General features: G+C 74.3%; 17 protein-coding genes. 8 read left to right on the plus strand and 9 right to left on the minus strand.

Features of this window, described 5'->3' with window-relative positions; translation table 11 throughout:
• The 3 genes from ACIA79_RS13565 to ACIA79_RS13575 form a co-directional block, all read right to left on the minus strand.
• A partial coding sequence (locus tag ACIA79_RS13565; protein ID WP_399428385.1) for an alcohol dehydrogenase catalytic domain-containing protein occupies window positions 1–605 on the minus strand: 605 nt, incomplete at its 3' end.
• Between the two features lie 408 nt (window positions 606–1,013).
• A complete protein-coding gene (locus ACIA79_RS13570) occupies window positions 1,014–1,847 on the minus strand; it encodes a TetR family transcriptional regulator (protein ID WP_399428386.1) in 834 nt (277 codons plus the stop codon).
• Window positions 1,848–1,950: 103 nt separating this feature from the next.
• Window positions 1,951–3,732, minus strand: coding sequence for a 3-hydroxyacyl-CoA dehydrogenase family protein (locus ACIA79_RS13575; RefSeq protein ID WP_399428387.1), 1,782 nt, complete (start codon window positions 3,730–3,732; stop codon window positions 1,951–1,953).
• Window positions 3,733–4,069: 337 nt separating this feature from the next.
• Between ACIA79_RS13575 and ACIA79_RS13580 the strand changes: the two genes are divergently transcribed.
• Window positions 4,070–4,651, plus strand: coding sequence for an adenylosuccinate lyase (locus tag ACIA79_RS13580; RefSeq protein WP_399428633.1), 582 nt, complete (start codon window positions 4,070–4,072; stop codon window positions 4,649–4,651).
• 7 nt (window positions 4,652–4,658) lie between these two features.
• On the opposite strand, the gene ACIA79_RS13585 is transcribed toward ACIA79_RS13580, so the two are convergent.
• From ACIA79_RS13585 to ACIA79_RS13595, 3 genes are all read right to left on the minus strand, one after another.
• Window positions 4,659–5,159, minus strand: a complete 501-nt coding sequence (locus ACIA79_RS13585; protein WP_399428634.1) for a GNAT family N-acetyltransferase — start codon at window positions 5,157–5,159, stop codon at window positions 4,659–4,661.
• 135 nt (window positions 5,160–5,294) lie between these two features.
• On the minus strand, window positions 5,295–6,842 hold the full coding sequence (locus ACIA79_RS13590; RefSeq protein WP_399428388.1) for an alpha/beta hydrolase: 1,548 nt from the start codon (window positions 6,840–6,842) through the stop codon (window positions 5,295–5,297).
• A 111-nt stretch (window positions 6,843–6,953) separates the two neighbouring features.
• Window positions 6,954–7,985, minus strand: coding sequence for an Rv2578c family radical SAM protein (locus ACIA79_RS13595; protein ID WP_399428389.1), 1,032 nt, complete (start codon window positions 7,983–7,985; stop codon window positions 6,954–6,956).
• Between the two features lie 133 nt (window positions 7,986–8,118).
• Here ACIA79_RS13595 and ACIA79_RS13600 point away from each other — a divergent pair, with 133 nt between their 5' ends.
• Window positions 8,119–8,562 (plus strand): SRPBCC family protein, encoded by a 444-nt coding sequence (locus tag ACIA79_RS13600; protein WP_399428390.1) that lies wholly within the window; start codon window positions 8,119–8,121, stop codon window positions 8,560–8,562.
• Between the two features lie 220 nt (window positions 8,563–8,782).
• Window positions 8,783–11,149 (plus strand): MFS transporter, encoded by a 2,367-nt coding sequence (locus ACIA79_RS13605; protein ID WP_399428391.1) that lies wholly within the window; start codon window positions 8,783–8,785, stop codon window positions 11,147–11,149.
• A 67-nt stretch (window positions 11,150–11,216) separates the two neighbouring features.
• Here ACIA79_RS13605 and ACIA79_RS13610 read toward each other — a convergent pair whose 3' ends face one another.
• On the minus strand, window positions 11,217–11,780 hold the full coding sequence (locus ACIA79_RS13610) for a hemerythrin domain-containing protein (protein ID WP_399428392.1): 564 nt from the start codon (window positions 11,778–11,780) through the stop codon (window positions 11,217–11,219).
• 119 nt (window positions 11,781–11,899) lie between these two features.
• Here ACIA79_RS13610 and ACIA79_RS13615 point away from each other — a divergent pair, with 119 nt between their 5' ends.
• A complete protein-coding gene (locus tag ACIA79_RS13615) occupies window positions 11,900–12,439 on the plus strand; it encodes a hypothetical protein (RefSeq protein WP_399428393.1) in 540 nt (179 codons plus the stop codon).
• Between the two features lie 26 nt (window positions 12,440–12,465).
• Here the strand turns inward: ACIA79_RS13615 and ACIA79_RS13620 are convergent, their stop codons facing one another.
• Complete coding sequence (locus ACIA79_RS13620; protein WP_399428394.1) at window positions 12,466–13,119, minus strand: phosphoribosyltransferase; 654 nt, start codon at window positions 13,117–13,119, stop codon at window positions 12,466–12,468.
• Window positions 13,120–13,125: 6 nt separating this feature from the next.
• Window positions 13,126–13,788: a dienelactone hydrolase family protein gene (locus ACIA79_RS13625; RefSeq protein ID WP_399428395.1), complete on the minus strand. Its 663-nt coding sequence runs from the start codon at window positions 13,786–13,788 to the stop codon at window positions 13,126–13,128.
• Window positions 13,789–13,952: 164 nt separating this feature from the next.
• Here ACIA79_RS13625 and ACIA79_RS13630 point away from each other — a divergent pair, with 164 nt between their 5' ends.
• From ACIA79_RS13630 to ACIA79_RS13645, 4 genes are read left to right on the plus strand one after another with little or no spacing between them, the layout of a single operon-like run.
• Window positions 13,953–14,786, plus strand: a complete 834-nt coding sequence (locus ACIA79_RS13630; RefSeq protein ID WP_399428396.1) for a M55 family metallopeptidase — start codon at window positions 13,953–13,955, stop codon at window positions 14,784–14,786.
• Window positions 14,779–16,140 (plus strand): M20/M25/M40 family metallo-hydrolase, encoded by a 1,362-nt coding sequence (locus tag ACIA79_RS13635; RefSeq protein ID WP_399428398.1) that lies wholly within the window; start codon window positions 14,779–14,781, stop codon window positions 16,138–16,140. The genes ACIA79_RS13630 and ACIA79_RS13635 overlap by 8 nt, the downstream gene beginning before the upstream one ends.
• A gap of 33 nt (window positions 16,141–16,173) precedes the next feature.
• Complete coding sequence (locus ACIA79_RS13640; protein ID WP_399428399.1) at window positions 16,174–18,156, plus strand: prolyl oligopeptidase family serine peptidase; 1,983 nt, start codon at window positions 16,174–16,176, stop codon at window positions 18,154–18,156.
• Window positions 18,153–19,082, plus strand: a complete 930-nt coding sequence (locus ACIA79_RS13645) for an LD-carboxypeptidase (protein WP_399428400.1) — start codon at window positions 18,153–18,155, stop codon at window positions 19,080–19,082. Before ACIA79_RS13640 ends, ACIA79_RS13645 begins: the two co-directional genes overlap by 4 nt.
• The last annotated feature ends 4 nt before the right edge of the window (window positions 19,083–19,086 follow it).

Consider the following 19,086-nt stretch of genomic DNA (forward strand, 5'->3'; position numbering starts at 1 on the left):
GCGGCCGCCTCCTCCCAGCTGAGGTGGCCGGGCTTGGGCATGAGCTGGTTGGACTTCACCAGCGCGACCTCGGCCAGGCCGCCGAAGTTGGTCTCGAAGCCCCAGATGCGCTGCTCGGGGTCCATCATCGTGTCGTCGTGGCCGTCGGGGGATTCCAGCTCCACCGACAGGCAGTGCGCGACGACCTCGTCACCGGGCTTCCAGGAGTTGACGCCCGGCCCGGTGCGCAGCACCACGCCCGCGAGGTCGGAGCCGATGATGTGGTACGGCAGGTCATGGCGCTTGGCCAGCGGCGACAGCCGCCCGTACCGCTCCAGGAAGCTGAACGTCGACACCGGCTCGAAGATCGACGTCCAGACGGAGTTGTAGTTGACCGAGGACGCCATGACGGCCACGAGGGCCTCGCCCGGGCCGAGCTCCGGCAGGGGCACGTCGTCGAGGTGCAGGGACTTGCGCGGGTCCTTCTCGCGCGTGGTGAGACCGGAGAACATCTCGGTCTCGTCCTTGTGCACGGTCACCGCCCGGTACGACTCGGGGAGCGGCAGGGCGGCGAAGTCGGCGGACGTGGTGTCCGGGGACTGGATCGCGTCCAGGATTTCCTTCACGGTGTTGCCTCCGGCGAAGAAGCGTCTTGAGGGGAGACGCTGGGTTGAACGTCGGGGAAGTGCTGCTGTGGAGGTGTGCCGTCGGTTCGGCGGGTGGTGCTGGCAGCGCTGGGTGAGCGCGAAAGGGCCTGTGACGCAGGCGTCCGGGCGCGCGAGCCGGGACGGGCTTGCGGGGACAGCCGGCGTACGAGAGGTCTCTGCACGCCGGCCGCCCGGACAACATCAACGTATGACACCGCGTGCCAGGCCGCAAGACACTGAGTGCCAACAATTTCACTCACCTGCCATCTGCCCGTCACAGATGAGCGATGATCGATCGAACGGCGGCCCGGAGGGCAGGAAAAAGCCCGCCGGGCTCGACGAAAAGCCGTCAAGCCGGGCGGGCGGGCGTGCGGCGCGCGCCGCGCGTCAGCGGTGTTCCTTCAGCGTCCGCTCGATGCTGCGCATGATCTCCTCCAGCGGGGCGTCCGTGCGGGCCACCGCCACCAGTACGTCGCCGGTGGCGGACGCCGTCGCGGCCGGCGACGAGGCCGCGGAGGTCCCACCGGCGGCGCGGCCGGCGCCTATGCCCGTCCCGAAGGTGTCCCGGACGATCGCGAAGGCGTGGTCCAGCTGCGCCTCGACGTCGCCCTGGCCGCCCGCCCGCAGCCAGCGGCGCAGCACGTGGTTGTGCGCCGTGACGACGGCCGACGCGGCCACCTCGGCCAGCAGCGGGTCGTCATTGCCGTCGTGGTGGTCCCGCTCGTCGAAGTGGCCCAGCAGATAGCGCGTGAACAGCCGCTCGTAACGGGCCACCGAGGCGATCTCGCGCTCCCGCAGGGTGGGCACCTCGCGGGTGAGGCGATAGCGCTCGACCGAGACCGCGGGGGACGCCGCGTACATCTTCATGACTTCCTTGATGCCCCGGCAGACCGTGTCCAGCGGGTGCTCGTGCGGCGGGGCGGCGTTCAGCACCGCCTCCGCCCGCACCAGGGTGTCGTCGTGGTCCGGGAAGATCGCCTCTTCCTTGGAGCGGAAGTGGCGGAAGAAGGTCCGGCGGGCGACTCCCGCCGCGGCGGCGATCTCGTCGACCGTCGTCGCTTCGTACCCCTTGGTCGCGAACAGCTCCATCGCCGCGGCCGCGAGCTCACGGCGCATCTTGAGCCGCTGGGCGGCGGCTCGGCTGCCCGCGGCGCTCTCGGGGGCGTCGGGCGTCGCGGTGGAACGGGAGGGCCGGCGGGCGGAGTCAGCGGGCTGGGACATGACCTGAACGTACTGCATCGGCGCAGGAGACCGCGCCTGTGGGGCCGCGGAGCGGGCCGGGCCGCCCGCCCTGTCGAGCAGCCCGCCCCACTCCCCGTACGGCTCAGCGCCGGGCATGTTCGCGGAAGCCACGCCCCGTCTTCCGGCCGAGGCAGCCCGCCGCCACCAGGTGCTCCAGGAGCGGGGCGGGCGCCAGGCCCGGGTCGCGGAACTCGCGGTGCAGCACCTGCTCGATGGCGAGCGAGACGTCCAGGCCCACCACGTCGAGCAGCTCGAACGGCCCCATCGGGTAGCCGCCGCCCAGCTTCATGGCGGCGTCGATGTCGTCGAGGGAGGCGTAGTGCTGCTCGACCATCTTGATCGCGTTGTTCAGGTACGGGAACAGCAGCGCGTTCACGATGAAGCCGGCGCGGTCGCCGCAGTCCACCGGGTGCTTGCGGATCTTCGCGGTGACCTCGCGGACGGTGGCGTGGACGTCGTCGGCGGTCAGGACCGTCCGGACGATCTCCACCAGCTTCATCGCCGGCGCCGGGTTGAAGAAGTGCATGCCGATCACGTCCTGCGGGCGCGAGGTGGCGCGGGCGCAGGCGACGACGGGCAGGGAGGACGTCGTGGTGGCGAGCACCGCGCCCGGCTTGCAGATCTTGTCGAGCGTCCCGAAGAGCTGCCGCTTGACCTCCAGGTCCTCGGCGACCGCCTCCACCGCCAGGTCGACGTCGGCGAAGGCGTCGAGGGACCCGGCCGGGGCGATGCGGCCCAGCGTCTCGTCCCGGGCCTCCGGGGTCATGCGCCCCTTGTCGACGGAGCGGGCCAGCGACTTGGCTATCCGGGCCTTGGCCGTCTCCGCCTTCTCCAGGGAGCGGGCGGCCAGGACCACGTCGTACCCGGCCTTCGCGAAGACCTCCGCGATGCCGCTCGCCATGGTGCCGGAACCCGCGACACCGACCGAGCGGACCTCGCGGGACTCGCCGGCCGCGGCCGCCTCCAGCGGGGTCAGCGCGTCCCGCACCACGACACCGCTGTCCGGCGCCTCGTACGTGTAGAACCCGCGGCCCGACTTGCGGCCGGTCAGGCCCGCCTCGGCCAGGTGCTTCAGCACCGGCGCGGGGGCGTGCAGCCGGTCGCCCGACTCGGCGTACATGGCCTCCAGGACGGTACGGGCCGTGTCGATGCCGATCAGGTCCAGCAGCGCGAGCGGGCCCATCGGCAGGCCGCAGCCCAGCCGCATCGCCGCGTCGATGTCCTCGCGGGAGGCGTACTTCGACTCGTACATCGCGGCGGCCTGGTTGAGGTAGCCGAAGAGCAGCCCGTCGGCGACGAAGCCGGGCCGGTCGCCGACCGCGACGGGCTCCTTGCCCAGCGCGTGGGTGAGGTCGGTGACGGCGGCGACGGCCTGAGGGGACGTCAGCACCGAGGAGACCACCTCGACCAGCTTCATCGCCGGGGCGGGGTTGAAGAAGTGCAGACCCAGCACCCGCTCGGGCCGCGCGGAGTCGGCCGCGAGCCGCGTCACGGACAGCGCGTTGGTACCGGTGGCGAGGATCGCGTCCGGGCGGACGATGCCGTCCAGGGCCCGGAAGACCTGCTGCTTGAGCTCGTACGACTCCGGCACGACCTCGATCACGAGATCGGCGTCGGCCGCGGCCTGGAGGTCGGAGAAGGTGCGGAACCGGGCCAGGATGTCGCGGCGCTGCTCCTCGGTGATCCGCTCACGCGCCACGGAACGGGCGGTGGCCGCCTCCAGGGAGGCGACCGCGCGGCGGGCCGCGGCCTCGCTGATGTCGATACCGACGACCTCGCGGCCGGCGCGGAGCAGGACCTCGGCGATACCGGCGCCCATCGTGCCGAGGCCGACGACGGCGATGGTGGAGAGAGGGGTGTCCATCACGGGACTCCAGGGATGAGTGACGACTGATGAGGGGCGCGCGGGGATGCGTCGCTGGGCAGCGCATCCCGTCGCGGGGATGCCGCGCGCGAAGTCGCGGTGGAGAACCGACGGACCCTGTCCCGGGGTCACGCCGTACGAAAATGCCGAACCGACCGGCTCCCCCCGGCCTCGCGGCCGCGGGGGTCCACACAGGCGGCTGCGTCACCAGGCCGCCATGAGTGCGTGTCGCGGGTGTGTCCCGCTCACCTGAGGTTAACCGGCGAGTAACGAGCGCGCCAGTCCTGCGAACTCCCCGCGCGGTGTGACGCTCGCTACGCTGGCGGGCATGACGGCCATGGACGAGGAGCTCCGGTCGCTCGCGGACCGGTTGCGCGACGAGGCGGACGGATCCGCACGCTGCGAGCGGCTGATCGCCGTCGAGGACCCGGAGGAGCTCGCCGCCGTCCTGACGCGGCCCGGGCAGCCGCTGTGGGCCCGCGAGATCGCCGCGTTCCGGCTCGGACTGGCGGGGGACCGGCGCGCCTTCGAAGCGCTGGTGCTGCTGCTGAACCACCGCGACCCCGAGCGCTGCGTCTCCGCCGCGTACGCGCTCTCGCGGCTCGGCGACCCGCGCACACCGCGGGCGGCGGCCGCGCTCGCCACCAATGAACTGCGCGTCGCCTACGCGCTGACCCCGGTGCGCCTGCTGACCGCGCTGCGGGCGCCGGAAGCCGTCCCGGCGCTGGTCACCGTGCTGGAGCGCCGGCTGGCCGACCCGGCCGACCCCCACTGGCGCGTCGCCCTCGCCTGCGTGGAGGGCCTCGGCGCCCTGGCCGACCCCCGGGCCCGCCCGGTCCTGGAGGCGGCCCGCCACCGCGCCCGGCTGGCCGCGGCCGCCGCGGCCGCCCTGTCCCGGCTGCCCGCCGGCCCGGGCTGAGCGCCTCTCAGCGGGCGAGCGTGCGCGCGTAGCGCAGCTCGGGCAGCACGGCGCCGGCCACGTGCCACGGTTCCTCCGCGCCGTCGGGAGCGAAGCCGGCCGCTTCGTAGAAACGCCGGGCCCGGGTGTTGGCCTCCAGGACCCACAGGCGCATCACGGCGCGCCCCGCGGCGGCGCAGCGGGCGAGCGCCTCGGTGAGCAGCGCGCGGCCCACCCCCGTGGACAGGTGCGCGGGGTCGGCGTACAGGGCGTACAGCTCGGCGTCGGCGGCCGGCGCTCCGCCGTCGCGGTACGGCCCGTGGCACGCCCAGCCCACCACGGCCCCGGAGCGCTCCGCCACCAGGTTCACCACGTCCGGTCCGGCCGCGGCGAGGTGCTCCCGGCGCAGGGCGGTCTCCGCCGCGACGTCCATCGCGTCCAGGTACGCCGGGGGGACCAGGCCCCGGTAGGCAACCTGCCAGCCCCGTACGCGGACAGCGGCGACCGCCGCGCAGTCGGCCGCCGTCATCTCCCGGACGATCACCGCGTGCCGCCCGGAACTCCTCGGCTGCGACGGGGGGTTCCGGGCGGGGGCCGGGCAGTTCGGGGCGGGCGCGTGACCGGGGTGTGCGGTGTTCATGCGCCCCATCCTGGCGCAGGGCCCTCAGAAGCGGCGGGTGTATTTCCGCTGCGGTGTCTCCGCCGCCCGGGCCGACCTGGCCGGGAGCGGATCCGCCGCCGTCGCGCAGACCGCGTCCGGCGCGGCGGTGCCGTCGCCGCGCGGCACCTCCCCCGTCTCCAGGTACCGCACCAGGTGCCGGTCCAGGCAGGCGTTGCCGGCGAGCGTGACCGCGTGGTTGCCGCCGCCCTGCTCGACGACCAGGCTGGAGCCGCGCAGCTTGTGGTGGACGGAGACACCGCCGCCGTACGGGGTGGCCGCGTCCTCGGTGGCCTGGAAGAGCAGTACCGGCGGCAGCGCGTCGTTCGCCACGTCCGGCGGGGTGAGGGACTCGACCGGCCAGAAGGCGCACGGCGCGTTGTACCAGGCGTTGTTCCAGGTGGAGAACGGCGCCTTGGCGTACACGTCCCAGTTGTCGCGGTGCCACACGCCCCAGTCGCCGGGCCAGGCGGCGTCCCGGCACTGCACTGCGGTGTAGACCGAGTACCCGTTGTCGTCCGACGGTTCGGGCTCCGCCAGCGAGGTGTACGCCGCGACCAGCGGTTCGGTGTCCTTCTCGTTGGCGTACGCCGAGAACGCCTCCGCCAGCAGGGGCCAGAAGCCGTTGTAGTAGCCGCCGGGCAGGAAGGTGTCCTCCAGCTCGGCCGCGCCGACCTTCTTCCCCGCCGGCGTCTTCTTCAGCGCCTCCCGCATCGCGTACCAGCGCGCCTCGACCCCGGCCGGGTCGGTGCCCAGCCGGTAGGTGCCGTCGTGCTTGGCCACCCACGCCAGGAACGCCTTGTGGCGGGCGTCGAAGGCCAGGTCCTGCGCGAGGTTGGCGTCGTACCAGACGCCCTGCGGGTCGACGACGGAGTCGAGGACCACCCGCCGCACGCGCTGCGGGAACAGCTTGGCGTACACGGTGCCGAGGTAGGTCCCGTACGAGTACCCGAAGTAGTTGATCCGTTCGGCGCCCAGGGCCTGCCGGATCACGTCCAGGTCCCTGGCCGCGCTCACCGTGCCCATGTGCCGCAGCAGGCCGCCGTACTTGTCGCCGCACGCCCTCGCGAACGACGCGGCCCGCGTCAGGTTGGTCCGCTCCTCGGCGATCGTGCGCGGTACGGAGTCGGGCCGCACGGGCGCGAAGTACCCGGGCTTGCAGTCGAGCGCCGGGGTGCTCGCGCCCACGCCCCGGGGGTCGAAGCCGATGATGTCGTACTGCGCCGCCACCTTCGCCGGGAGGGAGGCCGCGACGAACCCGGCCATCGTGAGCCCGCTCGCGCCGGGGCCGCCCGGGTTGACGAGCAGCGGGCCCTGCGAGGTCTTCGCGGTGTGCGCGATGCGGGAGAGCGCCAGCGTGATCCGCTCACCGCCCGGCTCGTCGTGGTCCAGCGGGACCCGGACCGTCGCGCACTGGAGCTTCGGGTACTCCTTGGTGGCACACGCCTTCCAGCTGAGGCCGGCGGCTCGCGGTTCGGCCGTGGACGGGGCGGCGGTGACGGCGCTCGCCATCAGCGCCCCGGCGGCGATCAGCACTCCTGCGCGTTTCTGCATGTGGCCTCCCGAGCTGGGCGGAACGTCCCTCGGCGGATCGTCCCCGCATTCCGGCCCGGAAGGGTGGGTTCGGGCGAGACTTGACCCGAACAGAGGATGTGATCAGGAGGCTCAGAGCAGCGTGAGCTGGGTGGGGCCCGTGGTGCTCCCTTCGGGCGGCTCGGCGCGGATGCGGCGCGCCGCTCCCCGGCGGGCGGGTCCTATCCCGAACTCGTCCGCGAGCTCGTGCACCTGACGGGTGATCCGGCGCTGGTACCACTTCGGGGCGTAGGCGCCCTCCGCGTACAGCCGCTCGTAGCGCCGCACCAGGTGCGGATGGTGCCGGTCCAGCCATGTCATGAACCACTCACGGGCGCCCGGGCGCAGGTGCAGCACGAGCGGGGTCACCGACGTGGCCCCGGAGGCGGCGATCGCGCGCACGGTGGCGCGCAGCTGGTCGGGGTGGTCGCCCAGGAACGGGATGACCGGCGCCATCAGCACCCCGCAGCCGATCCCGTGGCCGGTCAGCGTCCGCACGACGTCGAGGCGGCGCTCCGGGGCGGGGGTGCCGGGCTCGACGGTCCGCCACAGTTCCCGGTCGGTGAAGCCGACCGAGACGGAGATGCCGACGTCGGTCACCTCGGCCGCCTGGCGGAGCAGGTCGAGGTCGCGCAGGATGAGCGTCCCCTTGGTGAGGATCGAGAACGGGTTCGCGTGGTCGCGCAGCGCGGCGATGATGCCCGGCATCAGCCGGTAGCGGCCCTCGGCGCGCTGGTAGCAGTCCACGTTCGTGCCCATCGCGATGTGGGCGCCCTGCCAGCGCGGCGAGGCGAGCTGGCGGCGCAGCAGCTCCGGTGCGTTGGTCTTCACCACGATCTGGGAGTCGAAGCCGATGCCCGTGTCGAGGTCGAGGTAGCCGTGGGTCTTGCGGGCGAAGCAGTACACGCACGCGTGCGAGCAGCCGCGGTACGGATTGACGGTCCATTCGAACGGCATGCGCGAGGCGCCGGGCACCCGGTTGACGATCGAACGGGCCCGCACCTCGTGGAACGTCAGGCCGCGGAACTCGGGCGTGTCGAAGGTGCGGGTGACGACGGCGTCCGTGCCGAACAGCACGGTCTCCCCGCCCCCGGCGGGGTGGTCGCTCAGATGGTCCCAGCGCATGGACGCCTCCTCGGTCGGCACTCCACCAGACAATAGAACACCTGTTCCCATGATCGCTTGCCCCCGGATTTGGGCGCGCCCGGCCCAGGTGGTTGGCTGGTGCCCCCTGAGGAACGAGTGCTGGAGGACAGGCATGGCGCAAGTCGAGGCCACGACGGAACGGGTCATCGCGGCGGACGCGGAGACGGTGTTCGACGCGCTGGCCGACTACAAGGACACCCGCGCGAAGCTGCTGCCCGAGCACTTCAGCGAGTACCAGGTGCGCGAGGGCGGCGACGGCGAGGGCACCCTCGTCCACTGGAAGCTCCAGGCCACCAGCAAGCGCATCCGCGACTGCCTGCTCGAGGTCACGGAGCCGGGCGACGGGCAGCTGGTGGAGAAGGACCGCAACTCCTCGATGGTCACCACCTGGACCGTGACCCCGTCCGGCGAGGGCCGCTCCAGGGTCGTCGTCACGACCGTCTGGAACGGCGCCGGCGGCATCGGCGGCTTCTTCGAGAGGACCTTCGCCCCCAAGGGGCTCGGCCGCATCTACGACCAGGTGCTCGCCAAGCTCGCCGCCGAGGTCGAGAAGTAGCAGGCAGGGGCGGCATCACCGGTTCGGGTGATCTTCATCCGGACAACGGGGCGCACGCCGCACCGGGCGGCGCGGGAAACCGCCTGATGACCGGGCGGCACCCGGCCCCGCCCACCCGCTCCCCATCCCAAACGACCGACTTGCTCCCCCTCGGCGCGCAATGCGATGAATGGCGCCGCGCCGGCGTCATCGCGGCGGACGCGACGAGGGGAGCAGGTTCGTGGGTGGGATCACGCTGACGGATGACGAGCAGGCGGCCGCTCCCGAGGACGCACCGCCGCCCGGGCCGTACCCCGCGGACGCCGTCAGGTCCGGACCCCGCCGCGTCGGCGTCCTCCTCGCCGCGCTCGTCCTCGCGCTGCTCCTCGCCGCGCTCCAGCAGACCGCCGTCGCCGGCGTCCTCCCCGCCGTCACCGCCGAGCTCGGCGGCCGCGACCGGACCTCCTGGGTGATCACCGCCCATCTCCTGGCCGTCGCCGTCGGCCTGCCGGTGTTCGGCAAACTCGGCGACCTGCACGGCCGCAAGGGCGTCTTCCAGACCGCGCTCGTCGCCTTCCTCGCGGGCTCGGCACTCGCCGGCTGGACGCACACCGTCGACCAGCTCATCGCCTGCCGCGTCCTCCAGGGCATCGGCGCCGGGGGCCTCCTCGCCGGCGCGCACGCCCTCACCGCCGACATCGTCCCCGCCCGCGCCCGCGCCCGGTCCCTCGGCGCACTCGCCGCCGTGCTCGGACTCGCCGCCGCGACCGGCCCGCTCCTCGGCGCCGTCCTGACCGAACACACCTCCTGGCGCTGGGCCTTCTACGCCAACGTGCCGCCGGGGCTGCTCGTCCTCCTCGCCGTCGGCGCGGCGCTCCGGCTCCCCGAGCCGCCCGGCCGCGAGGCGCGCGGCCGGTTCGACGTCCTCGGCGCCCTGCTCCTCGCCGCCGCCTCCACCTGCCTGCTCCTGCTCGCCTCCTGGGGCGGTACGCGGTACGCCTGGGACTCGCGCGTCGTCCTCGGCCTGGCCTGCGGCGCGGCCGGCACCCTCCTCCTGCTCTTCGTCGTCGAGAGCTGCGTGGCCGAACCGCTCGTCCCGCTGCGGCTCCTCGCCGACCGGACGCTCCTCGTCACCGCTGCCGCCGGCGCCGTGACCGGCGTCGCGCTCGCCGCCGCCGCGACCTGCCTGCCCGCCCACTTCCGCGCGGTCGAGGGGACCGGTCCGACCGCGACCGCGCTGCTGATGCTGCCGCTGCCCGCCGGCCTCGTCGTCGCCTGCGCCGCGGCCGGCCGGCTCATCGGCCGCACCGGGCACCACCGGGCCTTCCCCGTCCTCGGCAGCGCCGTCGCGGCCGTCGGCCTGTGGCTGCTCTCCCATGTGGAGAGCGGCACCCCCCGCCTGGACCACAGCATGTGGCAGGCGGTCCTCGGCGTCGGCATCGGCCTCGTGCTGCCGGTCCTGGTGCTCGCCGTCCAGCACGGGGCCCCGCCCGGCGACCTCGGCGCCGCCACCGCCGCGCACCTGCACCTGCGGCTGGCCCTCGGCTGGCTCGGCGCGGCCGCCCTGGCCGCGTCCGGTGCCGGCCGGCTCGCCGGTCCGTTCACGGTCCCGTTCACCGGCCCGGTCACCGACCGGCTGGCCGACGCCGGCACGATGCCGCGCACCTTCCTCCTCCTGGTGCCCGTGCTCGTGCTCGGCCTGTTCCTCGCCTGCTTCCTCAAGGAGAAGGCGCCCGCGCCCCACCCCGCACCCGCCGCCTCCACCGCCTCCGTACCCCCGGCCCGCACCCCCGACAGCGCCGTGGCGGCGGCCGGACCCGGCCGGGCCGCCGCACCCCCGGCGTACGGCTCCGCGGTCCCCGTCCTCGGTGCCGTACGGCACCACGACGGCTCCGGTGTGCCGCACGCCGTGCTCACCCTCGTGGACGGGCACGGGCAGCAGATCGGGCGCGGCGCGAGCGGCGACGACGGACGCTACGCGCTCGGTGTGCCGGGGCCCGGCGCGTACGTCCTCATCGCGTCGGCCGCGGGCCATCAGCCGCAGGCCGTCACCGTCACCGCCGGGGACCGGCCGGTCGAGGCGGACGTGGTCCTCGGCGGTGCCGGACGGCTCGCGGGGACCGTCGTCACCGCCGACGGCACGCCCGTGCGCGACGCCGCCGTCACCCTCACCGACGTACGCGGCGAGGTCGTCGCCGCCACCCGTACCGGGCGCGACGGGGACTACGTGATGACCGAGCTGGTGGCGGGGGAGTACACGCTGGCCGCCGGCGCCCCCTCCTTCCGGCCCGCCGCGCTGCCGGTGAGCGTCCAGGCCTCCCGCGAGACCCGGCGGATCATCGAGCTGGCCGGCGGCGCGATGCTGCGCGGGACCGTACGGGCCACCGGCGGCAGGCCCGTGGAGGACGCGCGCGTGACCCTCCTCGACGCGGCGGGCCATGTGGTCGACACCCTCACCACCGGCCCCGACGGCCTCTTCCGCTTCGCCGACCTCTCCTCCGGCGCGTACACGGTCGTCGCGTCCGGCTATCCGCCGGTGGCCACCGTGCTCCAGGTCGCGGGCGGGGGCCGCACCGAGCGGGACCTCCAGCTGGGCCACGGCGACTGAGGGGCCCCGCACGGCGGCGCCGGGCCCCCGCGCGGGGGCCCGGCGCCGTGCACCTGGGGCGCGGAGGTCACATGTCCTTGCCGCGCCCCGACATCGCGTCGCGGAGGCGGTCGACCAGACCCGCGCCCGGGGCGAGCAGCTTGTTGGCCGGCGGCTTGTCCGGAGCCGCCGGGTGCGGGCGGGTCGGAGCCGTCTTCTTGGCCCGGCGGACCTTGTCGCCCAGCTCCATGAGGACCTCCTCCGAGCACGCCTCCCGCAGCCGCGGGAAGAGGTTGTTCTCCTCGTCGACGACGTGCGCCCGGATCTCCGTCATCAGCTTGCTCATCAGCATGTCGAAGCGCGGGTCACCCGCCTCGCAGCTCTCCAGGTCCTTCATCGTCCGCTCGGCCGCCGCATGGTCGTTCAGCTCCTTGTCGGCGAGCGCGTCACCCCCGTCGACGTGCCGCCGCACCGCCGGGTACAGGTACTCCTCCTCCGCCACCGCGTGCCGGACGAGTTCGATGGTGGCCTGGTCCGCGTAGTGCTTGCGCCGCTCGTCACCGGGCGGGAGCTCCTCGATGTTCGTGAAGATCTCCTCCACTTCCTCGTGGTCGTTGGTCAGCTCGGCGATGACGTCTCCGCCATGTCCCATGGCGCCACTCCTCTGTACGGGTGCGGGGGATCCGGTAGCGCCCATGATGTGGGGAAAACCACTGTCCCCCGGTGAGCCACGCCATTTGCCGTGCTGCATCGCGGCGATAGCTTGCGGGCGTGTTCGCAGACCTCTCCCCGCTCATCGCGGCGACCGCGCAGTGGCTGACCCGCGCCTACCCGTCCGCCGGCGGCGCGCTGGAATCCGCTCTCGCCGGTGTGCAGGCGCGGCAGGCCGTCACGGTCGCGGCATGGCTGCGCTACCCCACCGACATGGACGCCGGGCTCGTCGCGGTGGCGGGCCCCGGCGGCTCCGCCCGGCTGGACTGGATCACCGGCGCCGACGGCCACGCGGCACCCGCGCACGACGGGGACGGCACCAGTGGCCCCGAACCGTGGCGCACCTGGGTCGACGAGGTCGTCGCCAGCTGGGCCGCCGCCCTGCTGTGCACCCCGGGCCTGGCCGCGACCGCCATGGCGGCGCTCGCCGCGGCCGGCCGGCTGGACGCCACCGCGCCGGTCGACTTCCGCCGGCTGGTCACCCCCGACGAGCACGACCGCCGGGCCGCCGCGCTCCTGCGCCACCCCGACCTGCTCGCGCCGATAGCCGACCTGCACCGCGCCGAGCTGCTGGACCGCCTGGCGCCCGCGGCGGCCTGACACCCTCGCGGGCTCGCGCGAGCGGGTCAGCCGTGGCCGCGTGCGGCCGTCAGGGTCCTGATCACCTCGTCGTCGCCCACCTGGTCGAAGTCGAGGTACCACTGGCCCACCGACGAGAACGGCCGCGGCTGGTGCAGGTACACCAGGTCGTCCGACTCCGCCGCGACCAGCTCCGCCGCCTCCCGCGAGCACACGGGCACGGCCATGACCACGTCGGCCGGCTCCATACCCCGTACGGCCCGCAGCGCCGCGCGGGCCGTCACCCCGGTCGCCAGCCCGTCGTCCACCAGCACGACCGTACGGCCCCGCACGTCCGGCATCGGACGGTCACCGCGGTACAGCGCCTCCCGGCGGTGCAGCTCGCTGCGCTCACGCGCCACCGCCGGCCCCAGGCGCTCCTCCGTCAGGTCCAGCATCGCCAGCGTCCGCCGGTCGTACAGCGGAGGTGCCTCGCCGGCCACCGCGCCGACGCCCAGCTCCGGATTGAACGGCGCGCCGATCTTGCGGACGACGAGCACGTCCAGCGGCGCGCCCAGCGCCGCGGCGATCTCGACGGCCACCGGCACCCCGCCGCGCGGCAGCGCCAGCACCACCGGATCCTTCAGCCTCCCCTCGTGCTCCAGGTCGAGGAGCCGGGCGGCGAGCTCACGCCCGGCCTCCGTGCGGTTGCGGAGAAGCACGGCTGCTCACTCCCATCGGAAGCTCATGTGGCGGAACCAGTCCCGCGCCACCGCCGCGACCTCCTCCAGGGCCCCCGGCTCCTCGAAGAGGTGCGTGGCGCCCGGGACGACGTGGATGCGGTACGGGGCGGTCAGCCGTGCGGCGGCCTCCTCGTTCAGCCGCAGCACCTGGTGGTCCTCGCCGCCGACGACCAGCAGCACCGGCGCGCGCACGGCGGCCAGCACCTCGTCGCCCGCGAGGTCCGGGCGGCCGCCCCGCGACACCACGGCCCGCACCAGGCCGGGCCGCTCGGCCGCCGCCACCAGCGCCGCCGCGGCCCCGGTGCTGGCACCGAACAGCCCGACCGGCAGGCGGGCGGCCGACGGGTGCTCACCGAGCCAGTCCACGGCCGCCGTCATGCGCCGCCCCAGCAGCGGGATGTCGAAGCGCAGCCCGGCCGTCCCCCTGTCCACGCGGTCCTCCTGCGGGGTGAGGAGGTCCAGGAGCAGCGTGCCCAGGCCCGACTCCTGGAGGTCCCCGGCCACCGCCCGGTTGCGGGGGCTGTGCCGCGAGCTGCCGCTGCCGTGGGCGAAGCCCACCACGCCCTGGGCGTTCTCCGGCAGCACCAGATCACCCACCAGGGTCGCGTCACCGGCGTCGATACGGGCGGTCCGCGATGCGGTCGTCATGGCGCACACCTCCGCGCAGCTGTGTCCGTCCCGGGCGGCGCTCCCGCCCGCCGGGGTACCCACCGACGCCCGTGACATGCGGTGCGCGGGGTCTGTTTCCCGGCCCGACGCGGTCGGTAGGGTCGGGTTCCTCCCCGGTGACGACGGAGCGGAACGGAGCGGCCTTGAAGATCCTCATCAGCGCCGACATGGAGGGCGCCACCGGCGTCACCTGGCCCGCCGACGTGCTGCCCGGCACGCCCCAGTGGGAGCGGTGCCGAGCGCTGTTCACCTCCGACGTGAACGCCGCCGTCCTCGGGTTCTTCGACGGCGGCGCCGACGAGGTGCTCGTCAACGAGGCCCACTGGACCATGCGCAACCTGCTGCTGGAGCGCCTCGACGACCGCGCCGAGATGCTCACGGGCCGCCACAAGTCGCTGTCCATGGTGGAGGGCGTCCAGCACGGGGACATCGACGGCATCGCCTTCGTCGGCTACCACACGGGCGCCGGCACCGAGGGCGTCCTCGCCCACACCTACCTCGCCAACACCGTCACCGGCGTCTGGCTCAACGGCGTACGGGCGAGCGAGGGCCTGCTCAACGCCCATGTCGTCGCCGAGTACGGCGTCCCCGTCGTCCTCGTCACCGGCGACGACCTGACCTGCGACGACGCCCTCGGATACGCCCCCGGGGCACGCAAGGTCGCCGTCAAGGACCACGTGTCACGGTACGCCGCCGTGTGCCGGCCCCCCACCCGTACGGCCGCCGAGATCCGCGCCGCGGCCAAGGACGCGGCCACTCTCGCCGTACGGTACGAACCGGTGCGCGGCGGGCCGTTCACCGTGGAGCTGGAGTTCGACGCCGCGCACCTGGCCGCGGCCGCCACCGTCGTACCGGGCGTGGCGGTGAGCGGGGAACGGCGCGTCGCGTACACCAGCGAGACGATGTACGAGGGCATCCGCACCTTCAAGGCGGTCACCACGATCGTCTCGGCCGCGGTGGAGGAGCAGTATGGCTGACGTGACACCCACGGACACCCCGGACAACGGGCCCTTCGACACGGACTCGCAGGCCCTCGACGAGGTGGTCACCTTCACCTCCGAGCTCATCCGGATCGACACGACCAACCGCGGCAGCGGCGACTGCCGCGAACGGCCCGCCGCCGAGTACGTGGCCGGGAAACTCGCCGAGGCCGGGCTGGAACCGGTCATGCTGGAGCGCACGCCCGGCCGCACCAACGTCGTGGCGCGGATCGAGGGCACCGACCCGTCCGCCGAGGCGCTCCTCGTCCACGGCCACCTCGACGTCGTCCCGGCCGACGCCGACGACTGGGACGTGCACCCCTTCTCCGGCGAGGTGCGCGACGGGCTGGTGTGGGGCCGGGGCGCCGTCGACATGAAGAACACGGACGCGATGATCCTGGCGGTCGTGCGCGAATGGGCCCGGCACGGCATCCGCCCGCGCCGCGACATCGTCATCGCCTACACCGCCGACGAGGAGGCCAGCGCCGCCGACGGCGCCGCCTACCTCGTACGCCACCACCGGGACCTCTTCGAGGGCTGCACGGAGGGCATCGGGGAGTCCGGCGCCTACACCTTCCACGCCGGACCGGACCTCGCGCTGTACCCGATCGGGGCGGGGGAGCGCGGCACCGCGTGGCTCAAGCTCACCGCCGAGGGCCGGGCCGGCCACGGCTCGAAGGTCAACCGGCAGAACGCGGTCAGCCGGATCGCCGCGGCCGTCGCCCGCATCGGCGACCACACCTGGCCGGTGCGGCTGACCCCGACCGTACGCGCCGCCCTCACCGAGCTCGCCGCGCTGTACGGCGTCGAGGCGGACCTCGACGCCGACGACTTCGACGCGGACGCGCTGCTGGGCAAGCTCGGCCACGCCGCCGCCCTCGTCGAGCCGACCATCCGCAACAGCAGCAACCCGACCATGCTGCACGCCGGGTACAAGGTCAACGTGATCCCGGGGATCGCCACCGCCCACGTCGACGGGCGCGTGCTGCCCGGCTCGGACCTGGAGTTCGCCGAGACCATGGACCGGCTCACCGGGCCGGACGTCGACTGGGAGTTCCAGCACCAGGAGATCGCTCTCCAGGCGCCCGTGGACTCGCCCACCTACGCGAAGCTGCGCGCCGCGCTGAAGCACTTCGAGCCGGACGCGCACGTGGTGCCGTTCTGCATGTCCGGCGGCACCGACGCCAAGCACTTCGCCCGGCTCGGCATCACCGGCTACGGCTTCGCACCGCTGCGGCTGCCCCTCGGCTTCGACTACCAGGCGCTCTTCCACGGCGTCGACGAGCGCGTCCCGGTCGAAGCCCTGCACTTCGGCATCCGCGTCCTCGACCACTATCTGCAGACCGCGTAGACCAACAGGACCACATGAGGGGGAGCACCCGGCATGGTACCCACGGGGGCTTACGGAACCTGGCCGTCGCCCATCGACGCCTCGCTCGCCGCCGCGCACGACGGCCGTCCCGAACACGTCGGGTTCGTCGGCGACGAGGTGTGGTGGACCGAGCCGCGCCCGGCCGAGGACGGCCGGCGCACCCTGGTGCGCCGGCGCACGGACGGCAGCGAGGAACCGGTGCTCCCCGCCCCGTGGGACGTGCGCAGCAGGGTCCAGGAGTACGGCGGCCGGCCCTGGGACGGCGCCGTGCGGGAGGACACCGGGCCGGTCGTGGTCTTCAGCCACTTCCCCGACCAGCGCCTGTACGCCTACGAGCCCGACGGCGACGCGGAACCCGTACCGCTGACGCCGGTGTCCGGGGTGGGCGGCGGACTGCGCTGGGCGGACCCGGTCGTGCACCTCGAGCGCGGCGAGGTCTGGTGCGTCCTGGAGGAGTTCACCGGCGAGCGCCCCGGTGACGTGCGGCGCGTCGTCGCCGCCGTGCCGCTCGACGGGTCGGCCGCCGGGGACCGGGCCTCGTTGCGCGAACTGACCGACGACCGCCACCGGTTCGTCACCGGGCCGCGGCTCTCGCCGGACGGACGGCACGCCGCGTGGCTCGCCTGGGACCACCCCCACATGCCGTGGGACGGCACGGTCGTGATGACCGGCGAGGTGGCGCAGGACGGCCCGTTCACCGGGGTGCGGGCCGTGGCCGGCGGCTCCGGCGAGGCGGTCTGCCAGGTCGACTGGGCGGCGGACGGCTCACTGCTGTACGTCTCCGACACGAGCGGCTGGTGGGAGCCGTACCGCATCCGGCCCGGCTCCGCGACCGCCGCCTGCCTGTGCACGGGCAGAGCGGAGGAGTTCGGCGGCCCGCTGTGGAAGATCGGGCAGCGGTGGTTCCACCCCCTCGGCAACGGCCTGATCGCCGTCATCCACGGCAGGGGCGCCACCGCCCTCGGCATACTCGACCCCGAGACCGGGGAACTCGTCGACGCCGCCGGCCCCTGGACCGAATGGGCGCCCACCCTCGCCGCGCAGGGCAGCCGTGTCGTCGGCGTCGCCGCCAGCCCGCGCAGCGCCTACGAGGTCGTCGAGCTCGACACCGGAACGGGCCGCGCCCGGGTCATCGGCTCGGCGCACGACGACCCGGTGGACCCGGCGTACTACCCCGAGCCGCAGATCCGCACCTTCACCGGCCCCGACAACCGCGAGATCCACGCCCACATCTACCCGCCGCACAACCCCGACCGCACGCCCCCCGACGCCGAGCTGCCGCCCTACGTGGTGTGGGCGCACGGCGGCCCCACCGGCCACGACCCGCTCGTCCTCGACCTGGAGATCGCCTACTTCACCTCACGCGGCATCGGCGTCGCCGAGGTCAACTACGGCGGCTCCACCGGCTACGGGCGCGCGTACCGGGAGCGGCTGCGCGAGCAGTGGGGCGTGGTGGACGTCGAGGACTGCGCCGCCGTCGCCGAGGCGCTCGCCGCCGAGGGCACCGCCGACCCGGCCCGGCTCGCGATCCGCGGCGCCAGCGCGGGAGGCTGGACCGCCGCCCTGTCGCTGGCCACGACGGAGCTCTACCGCTGCGGCACGATCGTCTACCCGGTGCTCGACCTGGACGGCTGGAGCGAGGAGACCCACGACTTCGAGTCGCGCTACCTGGAGTCGCTGATCGGGCCGCCGGGGGAGGTGCCGGCGCGGTACCGCGAGCGCTCGCCGCTCGCCCTCGCCGAGCACATCACCGCGCCGTTCCTGCTGCTGCAGGGGCTGGACGACGTGGTGTGCCCGCCCGCGCAGACCGAGCGCTTCCTGGCCCGGATGGCGGGTCGCGGCGTCCCCCACGCCTCTATCGCGTTCGACGGCGAGGGCCACGGCTTCCGGCGGGCCGAGAGCATGGTCCGGGCCCTGGAGGCCGAACTCGCCCTGTACGCGCAGGTGTTCGGTGTCGACCGCCGGGACGTCCCGCCGCTGGAGCTGAGGACGTGACCGCCCTCGCACCGCTGCTGCGGCCCCGGCGGCTCAGGCCCGGCGACCGGGTCGCGGTCGTGGCGCCCAGCGGCCCCGTGCCCGAGGAGCGCCTGCGGGCCGGGCTCGACATCCTGCGCGGCTGGGACCTCGACCCCGTGGTCGCGCCGCACGTCCTCGACCGGCACCTGGGGTACCTCGCCGGGGACGACGCGGCCCGTGCCCGCGACCTGACGGAGGCGTGGTGCGACCCGTCGGTCGCGGGGGTGATCTGCGCGCGTGGCGGTTTCGGCGCCCAGCGCATGGCGGACCTCGCCGACTGGGCGGCGATGCGCGCGGCCGGCCCCAAGGTGTTCGTCGGCTACAGCGACGTGACGGCGCTGCACGAGGCGTTCGCCGTACGGATGGGGCTGGCCACGCTGCACGGTCCGATGGCCGCCGCCGTGACGTTCCTGGACGACGCCCGCACCCGGGAGTCCCTGCGGGCCACGCTGTTCGCGCCCGAGTCGGTCCGCACGCTCGGGGAGGCGACCGCCCGGCCGCTGGTGCCCGGCCGGGCCCGGGGCGTCACCTTCGGCGGCTGCCTCAGCCTCCTCGCCGCGGAGCTCGGTACGCCGCACGCGCGCCCCTCCGCCCGGGGCGGGCTGCTGCTGCTGGAGGACGTGGGCGAGGAGCCGTACCGGCTGGACCGCGCGCTCACCCAGCTGCTGCGCGCCGGCCGGCTGGACGGCGTGGCCGGGGTCGCGCTCGGCTCGTGGGCGGAGTGCGGCCCGTACGAGGAGGCGCGGGCGACGCTGCTGGACCGGCTGGGCGGCCTGGGTGTGCCGGTGGTCGAGGAGCTGGGCTTCGGCCACGGCCCCACGAACCTCACCGTGCCGCTCGGCGTGCCCGCCGTGCTGGACGCGGACGCCGGCACGCTCGCACTCGACGTGCCCGCACTGGCCTGAGGCC

Source organism: Streptomyces sp. NPDC051310 (assembly GCF_044455245.1).
GTDB lineage: Bacteria > Actinomycetota > Actinomycetes > Streptomycetales > Streptomycetaceae > Streptomyces.

Excerpts from the sequence above, each read along its gene's own strand:
- ACIA79_RS13570 (WP_399428386.1), bottom strand. The coding sequence starts at position 1,847 with ATGTCCCAGCCCGCTGACTCCGCCCGCCGGCCCTCCCGTTCCACCGCG.
- ACIA79_RS13575 (WP_399428387.1), bottom strand. The coding sequence starts at position 3,732 with ATGGACACCCCTCTCTCCACCATCGCCGTCGTCGGCCTCGGCACGATG.
- ACIA79_RS13580 (WP_399428633.1), top strand. The coding sequence starts at position 4,070 with ATGGACGAGGAGCTCCGGTCGCTCGCGGACCGGTTGCGCGACGAGGCG.
- ACIA79_RS13585 (WP_399428634.1), bottom strand. The coding sequence starts at position 5,159 with ATGACGGCGGCCGACTGCGCGGCGGTCGCCGCTGTCCGCGTACGGGGC.
- ACIA79_RS13590 (WP_399428388.1), bottom strand. The coding sequence starts at position 6,842 with ATGCAGAAACGCGCAGGAGTGCTGATCGCCGCCGGGGCGCTGATGGCG.
- ACIA79_RS13595 (WP_399428389.1), bottom strand. The coding sequence starts at position 7,985 with ATGCGCTGGGACCATCTGAGCGACCACCCCGCCGGGGGCGGGGAGACC.
- ACIA79_RS13600 (WP_399428390.1), top strand. The coding sequence starts at position 8,119 with ATGGCGCAAGTCGAGGCCACGACGGAACGGGTCATCGCGGCGGACGCG.
- ACIA79_RS13610 (WP_399428392.1), bottom strand. The coding sequence starts at position 11,780 with ATGGGACATGGCGGAGACGTCATCGCCGAGCTGACCAACGACCACGAG.
- ACIA79_RS13625 (WP_399428395.1), bottom strand. The coding sequence starts at position 13,788 with ATGACGACCGCATCGCGGACCGCCCGTATCGACGCCGGTGACGCGACC.
- ACIA79_RS13635 (WP_399428398.1), top strand. The coding sequence starts at position 14,779 with ATGGCTGACGTGACACCCACGGACACCCCGGACAACGGGCCCTTCGAC.
- ACIA79_RS13640 (WP_399428399.1), top strand. The coding sequence starts at position 16,174 with ATGGTACCCACGGGGGCTTACGGAACCTGGCCGTCGCCCATCGACGCC.